This window comes from Bacillus sp. AY18-3 (assembly GCF_008042305.1).
Taxonomy (GTDB): domain Bacteria; phylum Bacillota; class Bacilli; order Bacillales; family Bacillaceae_G; genus Bacillus_A; species Bacillus_A wiedmannii.
The window spans coordinates 1-13,195 of the sequence record NZ_QKQR01000035.1 but is presented as its reverse complement, the minus strand read 5'-3'; the positions used below and the strand labels follow the sequence as shown (position 1 = coordinate 13,195).

At 36.0% G+C, this 13,195-nt stretch carries 16 protein-coding genes and 1 pseudogene; 6 read left to right on the top strand and 11 right to left on the bottom strand.

Annotation, left to right across the window (positions count from 1 at the left end; all coding sequences use genetic code 11):
* The first annotated feature begins 288 nt into the window (after nt 1–288).
* On the top strand, nt 289–699 hold the full coding sequence (locus DM800_RS25080; RefSeq protein ID WP_088064011.1) for a DUF4279 domain-containing protein: 411 nt from the start codon (nt 289–291) through the stop codon (nt 697–699).
* A 101-nt stretch (nt 700–800) separates the two neighbouring features.
* Here the strand turns inward: DM800_RS25080 and DM800_RS25075 are convergent, their stop codons facing one another.
* From DM800_RS25075 to phaZ, 4 genes are all read right to left on the bottom strand, one after another.
* Nucleotides 801–1,001, bottom strand: a complete 201-nt coding sequence (locus tag DM800_RS25075) for an NETI motif-containing protein (protein WP_000166305.1) — start codon at nt 999–1,001, stop codon at nt 801–803.
* Nucleotides 985–2,181 (bottom strand): MFS transporter, encoded by a 1,197-nt coding sequence (locus DM800_RS25070; protein WP_088064012.1) that lies wholly within the window; start codon nt 2,179–2,181, stop codon nt 985–987. The genes DM800_RS25075 and DM800_RS25070 overlap by 17 nt, the downstream gene beginning before the upstream one ends.
* Before the next feature lie 113 nt (nt 2,182–2,294).
* A complete protein-coding gene (locus DM800_RS25065) occupies nt 2,295–2,528 on the bottom strand; it encodes a hypothetical protein (protein WP_000546484.1) in 234 nt (77 codons plus the stop codon).
* A 60-nt stretch (nt 2,529–2,588) separates the two neighbouring features.
* Nucleotides 2,589–3,506, bottom strand: a complete 918-nt coding sequence (phaZ, locus tag DM800_RS25060) for an intracellular short-chain-length polyhydroxyalkanoate depolymerase (RefSeq protein WP_147787860.1) — start codon at nt 3,504–3,506, stop codon at nt 2,589–2,591.
* Nucleotides 3,507–3,680: 174 nt separating this feature from the next.
* Between phaZ and DM800_RS25055 the strand changes: the two genes are divergently transcribed.
* From DM800_RS25055 to DM800_RS25045, 3 genes are all read left to right on the top strand, one after another.
* On the top strand, nt 3,681–4,097 hold the full coding sequence (locus tag DM800_RS25055; RefSeq protein WP_046954781.1) for a MarR family winged helix-turn-helix transcriptional regulator: 417 nt from the start codon (nt 3,681–3,683) through the stop codon (nt 4,095–4,097).
* A 15-nt stretch (nt 4,098–4,112) separates the two neighbouring features.
* Nucleotides 4,113–5,312, top strand: a complete 1,200-nt coding sequence (locus tag DM800_RS25050) for an MFS transporter (RefSeq protein ID WP_087984184.1) — start codon at nt 4,113–4,115, stop codon at nt 5,310–5,312.
* Between the two features lie 101 nt (nt 5,313–5,413).
* Nucleotides 5,414–6,673 carry a serine hydrolase domain-containing protein gene (locus DM800_RS25045; RefSeq protein WP_087984183.1) on the top strand — a complete coding sequence of 420 codons (1,260 nt, stop codon included), beginning with the start codon at nt 5,414–5,416 and terminating at the stop codon, nt 6,671–6,673.
* A 63-nt stretch (nt 6,674–6,736) separates the two neighbouring features.
* Here the strand turns inward: DM800_RS25045 and DM800_RS25040 are convergent, their stop codons facing one another.
* Genes DM800_RS25040 through DM800_RS25030 form a run of 3 tightly spaced genes read right to left on the bottom strand, consistent with a single transcriptional unit; the run spans nt 6,737 to nt 8,663 of the window.
* Entirely contained in the window at nt 6,737–7,525 is a 789-nt protein-coding gene (locus DM800_RS25040; protein WP_088064016.1) for an ABC transporter permease subunit, read from the bottom strand.
* Complete coding sequence (locus DM800_RS25035; RefSeq protein WP_088064017.1) at nt 7,522–8,427, bottom strand: ABC transporter ATP-binding protein; 906 nt, start codon at nt 8,425–8,427, stop codon at nt 7,522–7,524. The genes DM800_RS25040 and DM800_RS25035 overlap by 4 nt, the downstream gene beginning before the upstream one ends.
* On the bottom strand, nt 8,424–8,663 hold the full coding sequence (locus DM800_RS25030; protein WP_087984180.1) for a PLD nuclease N-terminal domain-containing protein: 240 nt from the start codon (nt 8,661–8,663) through the stop codon (nt 8,424–8,426). Before DM800_RS25030 ends, DM800_RS25035 begins: the two co-directional genes overlap by 4 nt.
* Nucleotides 8,664–8,790: 127 nt before the next feature.
* On the opposite strand from DM800_RS25030, the gene DM800_RS25025 reads away from it, so the two are divergent.
* A complete protein-coding gene (locus DM800_RS25025; protein ID WP_088064018.1) occupies nt 8,791–9,336 on the top strand; it encodes a transcriptional regulator in 546 nt (181 codons plus the stop codon).
* Between the two features lie 154 nt (nt 9,337–9,490).
* Here the strand turns inward: DM800_RS25025 and DM800_RS25020 are convergent.
* Nucleotides 9,491–9,724: pseudogene (locus DM800_RS25020) on the bottom strand (DUF5360 family protein); the annotation flags it as partial.
* Between the two features lie 43 nt (nt 9,725–9,767).
* On the opposite strand from DM800_RS25020, the gene DM800_RS25015 reads away from it, so the two are divergent.
* The gene (locus DM800_RS25015) at nt 9,768–9,866 is read left to right on the top strand and encodes a YjcZ family sporulation protein (protein WP_088064019.1); all 99 of its coding nucleotides are present in this window, start codon (nt 9,768–9,770) and stop codon (nt 9,864–9,866) included.
* Between the two features lie 25 nt (nt 9,867–9,891).
* Here the strand turns inward: DM800_RS25015 and DM800_RS25010 are convergent, their stop codons facing one another.
* The 3 genes from DM800_RS25010 to DM800_RS24995 form a co-directional block, all read right to left on the bottom strand.
* Entirely contained in the window at nt 9,892–10,641 is a 750-nt protein-coding gene (locus tag DM800_RS25010; protein WP_098134390.1) for a DUF7225 domain-containing protein, read from the bottom strand.
* A gap of 768 nt (nt 10,642–11,409) precedes the next feature.
* Nucleotides 11,410–12,639, bottom strand: coding sequence for a serine hydrolase domain-containing protein (locus tag DM800_RS25005; RefSeq protein ID WP_088064021.1), 1,230 nt, complete (start codon nt 12,637–12,639; stop codon nt 11,410–11,412).
* A gap of 322 nt (nt 12,640–12,961) precedes the next feature.
* Nucleotides 12,962–13,195: thiol-activated cytolysin C-terminal domain-containing protein (locus DM800_RS24995; RefSeq protein ID WP_303740938.1), on the bottom strand; the 234-nt coding region annotated here is incomplete at its 5' end.

Genomic DNA, 13,195 nt, shown 5'->3' with positions numbered 1-13,195 from the left:
AAGCATCCTACTTTTGTATAATTGTTCTGTCCTACAAATGTATAGGTATCCATCTTTAACTAATGCCTCAACGCCGGAATTCAATACAATGAAACTAATGAGGTTTTATTCCCCACACTAATCATGCTTTTATGGATAATTGGCTCTCACCTAATTTCCTCCCATTAGAAGTTTTACTGCCCACAAATAGCAGGATAAAAATTCTATTTACATTCATAAATTTTTATAATGTAATAAGATTAACATCTTATTACTAGAGGAGGAGCCATTCTGGATAAAACAAAAGTTATGGCTTATTTTAGTGCAACGGGTAATATATTCCCTGTTGAAGCAATTACCGACGCCCTAAGTATCGAGCCTACAAGAACTTATAAAAAAGGTGATGTTGTTGCAAAACGTGATAATCCGAATCTTGTATCCACCAAAACCCTATATAGAAAAGAAACTAATTGGACTTTCAGCACCGGCTATCAAGAATCATATGATATAAATAATCAGTTACAAGTTATTCTAAAATCCCTTGAAGGAAAAACAGAGCAATTAAAACATCTCAAGAAGAAGTATAGTTTAGAGTTTCTTTTTATGGTAGTAATGCAAGTGGAGAATAACGAATCACCCGCGATGTATTTACAAAAAAACATTATTGATTTTGTTAGTTCCATTCAAGCAGAAATTCATTTTGATCTATATATTTGTTAAAAATAAAAACGCTATTGATATTGGAATCAATAGCGTTTTCTTATGTGACTTTATGTTTTATCTTGTTTGTACCCAAAAGCAAATTCTTTTTATATAACGTATTACTTCAATTTCCCCTCAAAGACAATCTTTCTACCGCACGGTTCAACTTCTGTTTTGCCGTTTTTCTTCACTTCATGAAAGATTGGTTCTTCCATACGACGAGACGGTGCATAGCCTTCTTGTTCCATACGTGCTAAGCAGTCTGTAATTGTTTCGTTTTCGAGTACTTCAAATTTCTTTTTATTAGGTTGTTTTGTCATGCCCTAACCTACTTTCTATTTTTCTTGATGCGAATTGATTCTTCATGTAGACCATATATACCATTGCGAGAATTCCCATTATAATCATAACCGCAATAAAAAAGCTTGTATACTGTATTTTTTCTATAAATACGCCTCCTAATACAGGTCCCATAATACTTCCTAAACTAAAGGCGATTCCAGATAATATATTACCTGCTGGTAGTAAATGTCTCGGTAATAAATCTGTCATAAATCCAAGACCTAGTGAGAAGCATGATCCAATGACCATACCCGCTAACAGCATACAGGCAAAGACGATCCAGTAATAGTGATCAAATACTGCTGCAAGTAGGAAAATGCCCGTACTTACGCTGAACGTCCACGTTAAAATACGATCTCTTCCGTATTTATCACTTAATATACCGAGTGGAATTTGTGTAATAATGCCCCCAACTGCGAACGCTGGTAATAAGAAGGATACATCTGATACAGACCATCCTTTACGAAGCGCGTATACTGGTAAGTTACTATTTAACATTGCTTCTAGTACGCCATATGCAAGTGGTCCTAGTAATGCAATCCACCCTAATCCAACAACTTGTTTATAACGAGAAAATGATGATTCACTCTTCACTTCTCTTTCATCTTGCGCCGGGAATGCATTTTTCGTTGGAAGTAATAATAGCCAACCTATTAAGCAAAGTATAGTAGATATAATAAATGGCGTTGCAAGACCGTACTGCACAGTGCTTGCTAAATACGGACCAACGGCAAAACCAATTCCGAAGAATACACCGTATATCGATACTTGTCTCCCTATTTTACTCGGGTCTGATGTTGTCGTAATCCATGTTTGTGTTCCGACATGAAGCATATGATCTCCGACTCCAACTAGAAATCTAAGAATAAACCATACCCAAAATGAAAAAGTTTGTGTAAAAAAGAATAATGAAATAATAACGAGAAACCCACCAATAACGATAATTGGCTTCATTCCAAACTTTTGCATCGGTTTTTCAAGAAACGGTGAAATAACTAATATCCCAATGTATAATGCCGTCGCATGAATACCGTTAATACTTGAACTTACCCCTTCTTGTTCAAAAATCATTGCAATGGCCGGTAAAAGCATCCCTTGTGACAAACCCGAGATTGCTACAATTCCAACCATAATCCAAAAAGTAAAACGCATCGACATCCTTTTCCCTCTCCTTCTCACGCTTTCCACTTTTCATTATAAACTGTTTCTCCAAATGCGTGTACGAATATTATGAATAAAAAAGAAGCTAAAAGAATGAATCTTTTAGCTTCTTATCCTTCCCATACTTGCGCTTTCACATTGTTATGGAATTGCTTGAAATACGGATGTTTATAAAAAGCAGTTTCATACACGTATTGCTGTGCATGAGCAATTGGTGGCTGCGGGTATTGCATTTGTAAAGGAACTACAGCTGGTGAAACTTGCATATACATCGGAGCTATCATTATTTTTGTATATAAGTGATGATTATATGGCGAATGCGCAATTAAGAACGGATGATGCATGGATAATCTCCCCTTTTACCTACAATGTTATAGTATATGCAATACTTATCATTTCGGGGATTATTTCTCTTCTAACCAATCCTCTACATGTTTTATAAATACATCTAAACAATCAATAAACGGCGAATGACCGCAATCCTCTAACACTTTCAACTCTGCATTCGGCAAATGTTTTGCTAATTCCTCACCGACTACTTGCGGTACGACATAATCTCTGTCACCTTGTATGACGAGTGTTGGAGCTTTAATATGATGAATTTGCTTATTTCCCTCTACAACCCCGTTATGTTCATCCGAAATATTAAATGTAATGAGCGCATAATTTACATCCACGAAATTACGTTGCGTTAACATATCGTCTAAATACTTTTCGTAACGATCCGGTTCCGGTTGATTATGTGTATATATTAATAGATTCCATACTGTACGGTAATATAATTTATTCATATTTTTTATCGCATCTAGCACTGGAGCAATTTGTACGGGATCTTGCGCGATTTCTTCTTTCGTCTTTACTAAACTTGATACGATCGGTTGCCCGTTAATATCTTTTTTAAAAATTGGATATCCCTTCATGCCTACTGATTCTACTAAAATTAACTTTTCAACAAAAGTTGGATGATTCGCTGTAAATTGCATCGCAACACCACCACCCATTGACCAGCCCATTAATGAAAATTTCTCTAGTTTTAATTGATCAATAAATAGTTTTACATCTCTTGCAAAGTCTTGTAATGAATCTATCGATTGACTATATGTTGATTGTCCAAATCCTCTTAAATCAAGAGCGTAAATATGGTATCGGTCTTGCAGCTTTTCAATTACTAAATCCCAATGTTGTGACGATGTCATGTTTCCGTGAATGAGTACAAGAATTTCTGCATTTTGCCTTCCAACTTCCTGATACGCAATCGTTTCTCCGTTCGATAGTGAAACAAACTCCATTGTTGCAGGCTTAATCATCACAAGTTCCCCCATTCTTTTTAATAGAAAGAAAATTCTTTACTTACTTAAAGAATAGCATGCAGAATATACGTTCGCAACATAAAACCTATACGAAATTTTTACATAAATCAACATGTCTATTACTAGACAATTATAATGAAAAAGTATATAGTTAGCTAGGTAACTAATTTGAAAGGATCAAAATACATGGACGAAAAACAACATTTTTTTCACATTGTCAGCCAGACTTCTCGAAAATTCACAAAGAAATTTAATGAACGCGTATCTCCAACTGGGCTATTCAGTGCGCAATGGGCTGTTATTTTCCGCATTAATCAAACCGGTTCTTGTACGCAAACAGAATTGTGCCAGTACTTAAATGTTGAATCACCAACGATGACTCGTACGTTAACACGTATGGAAACGATGGGCTGGATTATTCGTACAGAAGGAAAAGATCGTCGTGAGAAGCTCATTTCTTTATCAGAGACAGCGATAAAAATGATTCCGGTATGGCAAGAAGAAGTTGATACTTTCGAAGAAAAAACACTAGAAGATATTAACGAAGATGATTTACATCAAGCATTTGAAGTGTTACAACAAATTATTAAAAATTTAGATTAAATTGGAGGGATGACGATGCAAAGTGAGAAACTTTGGACGAAGGATTTCCTCGGAACTTGTTTTAGTAGTCTATTTCTCTTCTTAACATTTTACATGCTTATGACTACTCTGCCTGTCTATGTAATAGACGGCCTAAAAGGAAAACCTGAGGAAATTGGTTTAGTTGCAACTGTTTTTCTTATTTCATCTGTTTTATGTAGACCATTTACAGGTAAATGGCTCGATGATTTAGGAAGAAAGAAAATATTATTTATTTCACTTTCATTATTTTTAGCTGCTACTGTTATGTATTTCGGTGCGCAAAGTTTATTTTTATTACTTGCCCTTCGCTTCTTACATGGTATTGGGTTCGGTATGGCAACGACAGCAACTGGTACGATTGTCACAGATGTTGCGCCAGCTCATAGACGAGGCGAAGCACTTGCCTATTTCGGCGTATTCATGAGTCTGCCGATGGTAATTGGTCCTTTTTTAGGTTTAACAATTATTTCTCATTTTTCATTTACTGTACTATTTATCGTTTGTTCCGTATTTTCATTGCTTGCATTTTTATTAGGACTACTTGTAAATATTCCGCATGAAGCACCAGTGAACAAACAAAAACGAGAAAAAATGAAATGGAAGGACTTAATTGAACCATCCTCTATTCCGATCGCTCTGACAGGATTTGTTTTAGCCTTTTCTTATAGTGGCATTTTATCCTTTATTCCTATTTATGCGAAAGAGATCGGTTTAGGAGAAGTTGCTAGTTACTTCTTTATTGTATACGCACTTGTTGTTGTAATTTCTCGTCCATTTACAGGAAAGATTTTTGATCGCTTCGGTGAAAATGTACTTGTTTACCCTGCTATCATTATTTTCACAATTGGGATGTTTATTTTAAGCCAAGCACAAACTTCATTTTGGTTCCTTGGCGCAGGTATGCTAATCGGTTTAGGCTACGGGACATTAATTCCTAGCTTCCAAACGATTGCGATTTCTGCCGCTCCAAACCACCGACGTGGTTCTGCGACAGCTACTTACTTCTCATTCTTTGATAGTGGTATTGGCTTTGGTTCTTTCATTTTAGGTATCGTCGCAGCGAAATCCAGTTACCATAATATGTATTTTATCGCAGCTATTATCGTTGCCTTCACTTTACTTCTATATTATGGATTACACGGACGAAAACAAAAATTCAAGAAACAACATACAGATGGAAAAGTTTCCGCTTAACATGAATAAGGAAAGTAAACTTCCCCGTTTACTTTCCTTATTTTGTATTTCTTTTAATAGAAGCGTATACTTATAATAGAAATAAAAAAGGAGGGACCGATATGAAACTTAAAAAATCTCCCCTACTCTTACTCATAATCACATTCATATTTGTAATTACAGGGCTCGGTTTTACATACTTCAAACATAATAAAACAATCCCATCGAAAAATAACGTGACGAAAAAAAATTGGTTAGATGATCCTTACTTACGTTGGTCGTACACACATATGAAAGAATTCACTTTAATTAACGAGGTAAATAATAACCCGGATCACGTTTCCCACTTCTCTACCGCATCACAAAACTTAGACGATTTTGCTGTCGAGCGTAGATTTGGAAATACAACTCCTCTAAAAAAACTTTTAGACGATAACAAAACGGATGCTTTTGTCGTTGTACATAATGGACAACTTGTTTATGAACGATATTTCAATGGATATAACGAGAGTGAACCTCATGGCATGGCGTCATTAGCAAAGGTCTTTACCGGAGCAATTATACAATCTCTCGCTGAAGAAAACCGTATTGACTTAGAAAAAACAGCTGACGCATATATAAAAGAATTAAAAAATACACCGTTCGGTAATGCCACACTTCAGCAATTATTGGATATGCAAGTTTCTGTAGAATACCCTACTCACGGATATGAACATCCAGCGTTAGAAAATCAAGATGCACAACTATATTTAGCGAGCAATATTTTACCTAGAGGTAAAAACTACGACGGTCCGATGAAAATTTATGATATGTTACGAGAAGCAGAAGAAACTGCACCGCCTGGTTCCGATTTTTCTTACGATAACGGATCAGCTGAAACACTCGCTTGGGTGATTCGAAAGATCACAGGTAAATCATTAGCGGAAAATGTTAGTGAACGAATTTGGTCTCAAATTGGTATGGAAGAAAACGCGTATTACGTTACAGATGAAACGAAAGTAGAACAAGCAAGCGCTGGTTTAAATGCAACCGCTAGAGATATGGCTAGATTCGGGCAATTGCTATTAAACAACGGGGAATATAATGGAAAACAAATTCTCCCTTCTTCTATTACTGAAGATATAAAAAATGTCCAAGAAGGTGAACTTGCAGTTGGCCCTGGAGCTTCCATTTCTTATCATAATCAATGGTGGATTCCGCACAATGAACAAGGTGCTTTTGAAGTGTTAGGTAGTTACGGACAAACACTTTACATCGATCCGAAAGCAAATATGGTCATTGTCCACTTCTCTTCTAACGCTACGCCAAGTAATGAAATACATTCAGTCTACTCAAATATGTATATTGATATTGCACATCATTTAGAGAAGCTTCCACAGTAGTGGAAGCTTCTTCTTATTGGGGTATTTATTTTAATAAATACCCTCATCACGATTATTCTTTTCTTATTCATACGTGAATTTTTTATTAGCAATCCAATAATTTGTCACGAAGAGTGTCAATAAGATCCAAATAATCGTTAGTAGTACATTGACCATTGCAGTTGCATTCACTCCCCCTGTGACTAACGTTTCCATTGCGTGTTTACTCATACTGGCTGGATTAACTTGATCTATTATTGGACTCAAACCGACGATTATTCTACAAGCTAAAAGAACAACAATTGAAATTAGTGCAATAATACCTTGACTGTGAAAAATAGCACTTATCATTGTTGTGAAAGATACGATAAAAAGAACCCAAATTAAATAAAATAGTAATCCAGTAATCATGTGCGAAAACGGAACAACAGTAAAAAGATAGTTTGTATATAGATAAGAGGTAAAGTATCCAATCATTACACTAAGCGCTACTATTACATAATTTGATACTATTTTCCCCACTATATATGAAGTAACCGTAACAGGTCTCGTTAAAATAAAGGCCAACATACCGTTAGCTTTATCTGTTTGAATAGCACCCATCATAGAAATCACTAGAATCATAAGTCCGAGCTGATCAAACTGAGACCCCAAAGTACTCGCTAATACTTCGCCTCCTTTTTGTGATGTCATACTTGGATCGATGGTAATTCCCTGCCCTCCACCTAATGCTCCTAAAATGGATGGTAAGTAATGCGTTACTATTGGCTGTGTTGCCCCTAAAAATATAAAAACAATTGGTAGCCAAATGATCTTAAAATCACGTAACATTTGAACACATTCTTTTTTTATCAATATCATTGAGTTATTCATTTTTGCACCACCAATTTCAAGAAAATTTCTTCTAAAGTATCGTTGTTTATTTCAAACTTAACGATGTCCACTTTATGTTCGAGTGCATTTTGCAGTAACATATTTTTATTTATTTTGATACTTTCAACCTTCACTTTGACTTTAAGTCCAATCACTTCTACATCCTTCACATAAGGCAAATTTTTTACAACGTCAATCCACTCTCGATCTTTAGCTGTGATTTCAATGATTAATTTATTTTCGCTATTACGGTGTAAAAGCTCAGTAATTGTTGTATCTTCTATCTTTGTTCCATCTTTAATCATGACAAATCGTTCACAGATTTCTTCTGCATCACTCAATATATGGGTTGATAATAAAATAGTCGTATCTTTTTTTATTTCTTCAATGAGATTTAATACTTCCCTTCTACCTATTGGATCTAATGCGGATACTGGCTCATCCATGACAATAAGCGCCGGTTTATGCAGTAATGCTTGTGCAATACCGAGTCTTTGTTTCATTCCACCAGAAAAGGTACTCACCTTCGAATCTTCTTCCCCACTTAATCCAACTTTCTCCAAAATTTTTGGTATCGACTTTGACAATGCTTCTTTTTTCATCCCTGAAAGTTGCCCCATAAACATAAGGGTTTCTCGCGCTGTCATCCAATGAAAAAAATTAGGGTATTGCGGTAAGTAGCCAATTTCCCTTTTCATTTTTGATATTTTTATCCCATTCAATAACACTTCACCCACATCTGGATTAATAATATCCGAAATCACTTTTATTAATGTAGATTTCCCTGCTCCATTTGGTCCGATTAACCCTACACATTCCCCTGATTGCAATTCCATCGAGAAAGTATTGACAGCAATTTTCCCTTTAAATGATTTTGTTACATTTCTAATCTCTAATTTCATAATTTCTCACTGTCCTTTCTCCCTATAACAAAGTATAGAATAGGTCCCAATACGTTAACAAAAAGAATAATTAGCGCCCATACAAGTACATTTTTTCTTGTTTTTCTATGTCGGTATAAATCAATTAGTGCAATGAAAACTAAAAGTACCCCGACTGCAATAACTGGCAATATGATTGGGAGAAACGCCATAATATCCATGTCTTTAAGATCATTCCATCCATAATGTAGTTGCATTTTTATCATTCCTTCCTAAACTCATTATCATTATTGATAATAATAATGATAAATCAAGAGCAGATGCATTGCAAACATTATTCTCATTATTTATAATGAGAATAAATAATGAATAAGGTGATATATAGTGAGTAATAAAGTTGAAATCTTAATGCATCCAGTAAGAATGAAAATTTGCCAAGTATTAATGAGAAATAAAGAAGATGGACTAACACCATTAGAAATGGTAAAAATCATTAAAAATGTACCACAAGCAACTCTATATAGACATCTACAAACTATGGTTGATTCTGATATCGTCCATGTAATTAACGAAAAAAAGGTAAAATCTGTTTCTGAAAAATATTACGCAATCAATGAAGAAGATGCAAAAATTGAAGGAAGTGAGTGGAAAGGATTATGTGATGAGGAAAAGTTAAATTACATTTCCTATTACCAATTATCACTTATGACACAATATCAAAGTTACCTTAAAAAATTAGAGGAACAAAACAGTCAAGAAGATAATGCTACTTTTTCTGTAGTGGAATTAAAGCTAGATGAAGAACACTTTATGAACTTTCAAAACGAACTTAATGAATTAATGAATAAATACTACCATACCCAAAGTAAAGGTGACGAAAAAGAGGCTCCTGTTCGGACCGTCGCTATTACAATTATTCCAGAAACGTAAACTAACTCAATATAAATAATACAAGCCGATGTTTCCTTACCATAGGAAACATCGGCTATCTTCATTTCGGAAATTGTTTTGACTTCTACTGTATGGCTATCGAAAAAACTGATTTAGAAATTCGAATATGCTTAAAGATCCTGTCTTTCTTGTATTAAATGAATTCTTTTCTCATGCTACTCTCATACCATCCACACTCTCTCCAAACACTTTTTAAAAAGAAGCATGGGTAAACTAATAAATATAAATTAGGAATCCACCAAGAAATATCGAAATCTAAACGGATTGTCCAAAATGCTAGAGCTTGTATTCCTGAACAAAAAGTTAAAATTAATGATACGAACGCCAAGTGGCTCCAAATATGTTTTTGTTTAGAATGTAAATACATGAGCATACCCCTGTTGTTCCCTCTTATTAAAGGAGGAACTATTATGGGATTTGGTGGTAGTTGCGATTTTGCTGAAGGTTTTACTTTATTAGTTGTATTGTTTATTTTATTAATCATCGTTGGAGCTGCTTGCTTCTGCTAAAAAACTATAAGAAAAGACACTCTTATCATAGTGTCTTTTCTATTCTCTTTAAAGAATTTATATCGACCTCATAATTATTCCCATATGGTCTAAGCGCCGAAAGTTCTTCCTTTGGCCCATAAAATAATACTTTCAACTCATCATCTTTATACTGAACTACAAAGAAGTCATCAAATTGGTCAAATGTGTTTTGATTGATCGTGATAAACCCTTTTTCTTGGGCAGTTGTTTTAACACTTATTCTTCGTCCATCTTTAATGACATCATATCCATGCTGATTCGTCACTTTGGATAGCTCACCATTCGTATAAATAACACAAAAAAATTCACCTAGACGACCTATAAGATGCCTTAATTCAGTCGCCTTACAACCAAGAACATTCATTTCAAATCGTAACATTTCAAAATATGCCTCATATAACTTTTTAATTTGTGAGATTCCTATTTTATCCTTATCCCCATAGACAAGAAGTTTCCCATTATCCCACTCACCTACAACAGATTCACAATCTGTCCCTTTAGGTTTGTGAAAAACTAATCCTGTATAAGGATAATTTCCACCTACATATCTAAAAGTTTTTTTATTTATATATATAAACAGATTTTCATTAACAGCTCTCCCTTTGTTATAACGGTTATAACAATAATCAGCAGGATTAATACTCCCCGGTTTTGTATTAAATTTTGTTATTAATCTGTCCTTTATCTCTGCAGATGTTACAGTATCGCCTATCTTTTCTTTAAGAGCCTCTATAAATTGCTCATAAATAGTCAATGTAATCCTCTCCTCATGTTTGTCAATAGTTTTAAGCCTAGTAGAACTTGCACTCTATAATTTGGCCTAATTGTAGAATAATATATTTAAAGTTCTTCATAATTTTTTATAACTTACTATATAAATTTTACATTTAATTAATTAAATTTCATAGACTATTAGAGTAAAATATAAATTGGAGAATTTTATTAAATGCTCAAAATAAAGATAATACTCCATTAAGAGCTCGTTTATTTAGGAAACGTGTCTTTTTTTTATTGGCTTTTTAAATAAGGTAAACGTGAAGAAGCATTATAAAAAGCAGGGCAATAATATTAAATTAACTTCCATTCGAAGGAGTTTAAGCCTTGCCTGAATGACTATAATGACTATTTGGTTGAGCAATCGATATGTTGTGCCGAAACGTCAATATATTAAAAAAGGATCTCTCTTTATCAAGAGAGATCCTTTTTTTACTTCTTCTTCTTTTCTGTCGGTTGGCTTTGTTTAGCGAAATTAGATGAATCATTGAAATTCGGTTGCTTTTTACCAGCATTATTACTTCTACCTTTTCCCATATGTAATGCACCTCCTCTCGTCCTTACTATTCCCAATAAAAAAATCCTCTTGCATCCAAGGGGATTTTTTGTTGTGCTATTATTAATAATGCCCAACTATTACCGCAGTACTTCCAACACGGTCCTATCCTAGCTTTTAACCATGGTGTTGATCGTGGCCATCAAGCCTATGATTATCTATCCGTCTTGGCGTTTTCCTTTAAACGATACCCTAGTCTTCGATCGCTTGATAGGTCGTGGTCCAGAAGTCTTGGATAAGATGCGATGGGGCCGGAGTGGACATCCCAACCTGGGTGAACAGAATTCCAATAAACTGTTTATCTGGATCAGCGTAAGCTGAAGTACCGGTTCCACCATCCCAGCCGAATTGACCAATAGACGCGTAGTCTCCAAGATAGGTACGCACCGCCATCCCAAAGCCCCAGCCACCTTGGATCCCTTGTCCGAACGACAAATGGACGTTATTTTTGGCCAAATCGTCTCGGTATACTTGTTGTTCCGGAGTAAGACGGTTGGTGGTCATCAGCTGGACTGCGGGCCTAGACAAGATCCGTTTAGTACCGTGCACCCCTTTATTCAAAAGCATCTGCAAATACGCGTGATAATCGTCGACGGTTCCAAGCAGTCCACCACCGCCTGCTTGGAATGCTGGAGGTTTGCTGTAACGTCCACCCGCCCCCTCATCCCACACGATGAATTCACCTGTCTGCGGATTGGGGTTGAAGGCTGGTGGAAGCCGATCAATCTTGAGCTGAGGTACGTAGAATCCAGTGTCCTTCATTCCTAGCGGATCGAATATGCGTTCGCGCAAGAACGACTCGAACGTCTGACCCGTGACCCTGGCAACAAGAACGCCGATTACTTCTATACTGATATGATACTGCCACCGCTCTCCGGGCTGATAGCTTAGCGGAAGTGCACCTAGGCGACGCATAAACTCATCTGGATCGGGCATATCCTGACCTGGCGTGTCGAATATCCCACTCTCGAAGAACGCGTTCATGATTGGAGAACCCATCAACGTGAGATCCACTCCGAGCCCGAATGTGGAGGTCAACAAGTCTCGTACAGTGATAGGACGTCGTGCTGGGACGGTCTCTTCTAGCGGGCCATCGGGCTGTTTCAACACTTGCCGGTCGGCGAGTTCCGGTAGCCATTTGTCTACTGGGTCGTCTAAATGCAGTTTGCACTCATCGAGCAGAACCATTACTGGTGAAACTGCGATTGGCTTGCTAGTGGACGCCAATCGAAAAATCGTGTCCCGACGCATTGGTGCACCACCATCATGCCTCATTGTTCCAAGCGCTTCGACATACGTCTCGCCGTTTCGGCTGACTAAGGCGACGAGCCCAGGAATCTTTCCAGAATCGACATGCCGCGCCAATATATTGCGCATTTTGCGCAATCCTGTTTCAGAAAAGCCCTTATTGTTTTGTCCCATTTTGTTCTCCTTTAGTTTAGATTGAGATTTCTAATACATATTGACAATCAATTATTAGTTCTTCAAATAGAAAAATTCCCCTTTTTAATAATTTCGACAAAATGCATTTATATACATGGAGGCACCATGCATCACTATCAACCTAAGATAGGCTACATTTATGGGGATTTAATAATGGGAAATGCAATCATTAATAACATTGATACAGCCATAAAAAAATATGATTACAAGATTTGCGAATTGATTATGATACATCTAAAAACACCGATATTCTTTCAAACAAGTAAAAAAGCGCCCTATAACCAGGGCGCTTTACTCCAACCTAATGACTAATAGTAGCAGTTGGATATAATGTTGTTCCTCCAATTGAAACTTTTATTTCATTTGTTAACGGAACGTTTTGTTCATTAATAATTGTTCTCCACCATTCCCATGCAAGACCTGTACATTCTCTTGCTACAATTTTTATATTTTTTGAATTTGGTGGAAGAGGGATAACTGTAGAGTAATGAGCCGTTTTGTCTTTGCCACTACCTTCCCATGTTTTATGTGTTAG

What these genes read in the sequence shown, in the direction of transcription:
- DM800_RS25040 (WP_088064016.1), bottom strand. Translation starts at nt 7,525, where the DNA reads ATGAATAACTCAATGATATTGATAAAAAAAGAATGTGTTCAAATGTTA.
- phaZ (WP_147787860.1), bottom strand. Translation starts at nt 3,506, where the DNA reads ATGGGGGAACTTGTGATGATTAAGCCTGCAACAATGGAGTTTGTTTCA.
- DM800_RS25070 (WP_088064012.1), bottom strand. Translation starts at nt 2,181, where the DNA reads ATGTCGATGCGTTTTACTTTTTGGATTATGGTTGGAATTGTAGCAATC.
- DM800_RS25035 (WP_088064017.1), bottom strand. Translation starts at nt 8,427, where the DNA reads ATGAAATTAGAGATTAGAAATGTAACAAAATCATTTAAAGGGAAAATT.
- DM800_RS25055 (WP_046954781.1), top strand. Translation starts at nt 3,681, where the DNA reads ATGGACGAAAAACAACATTTTTTTCACATTGTCAGCCAGACTTCTCGA.
- DM800_RS25030 (WP_087984180.1), bottom strand. Translation starts at nt 8,663, where the DNA reads ATGCAACTACATTATGGATGGAATGATCTTAAAGACATGGATATTATG.
- DM800_RS25005 (WP_088064021.1), bottom strand. Translation starts at nt 12,639, where the DNA reads ATGGGACAAAACAATAAGGGCTTTTCTGAAACAGGATTGCGCAAAATG.
- DM800_RS25050 (WP_087984184.1), top strand. Translation starts at nt 4,113, where the DNA reads ATGCAAAGTGAGAAACTTTGGACGAAGGATTTCCTCGGAACTTGTTTT.
- DM800_RS25080 (WP_088064011.1), top strand. Translation starts at nt 289, where the DNA reads ATGGCTTATTTTAGTGCAACGGGTAATATATTCCCTGTTGAAGCAATT.
- DM800_RS25065 (WP_000546484.1), bottom strand. Translation starts at nt 2,528, where the DNA reads ATGCATCATCCGTTCTTAATTGCGCATTCGCCATATAATCATCACTTA.
- DM800_RS25045 (WP_087984183.1), top strand. Translation starts at nt 5,414, where the DNA reads ATGAAACTTAAAAAATCTCCCCTACTCTTACTCATAATCACATTCATA.
- DM800_RS25015 (WP_088064019.1), top strand. Translation starts at nt 9,768, where the DNA reads ATGGGATTTGGTGGTAGTTGCGATTTTGCTGAAGGTTTTACTTTATTA.
- DM800_RS25075 (WP_000166305.1), bottom strand. Translation starts at nt 1,001, where the DNA reads ATGACAAAACAACCTAATAAAAAGAAATTTGAAGTACTCGAAAACGAA.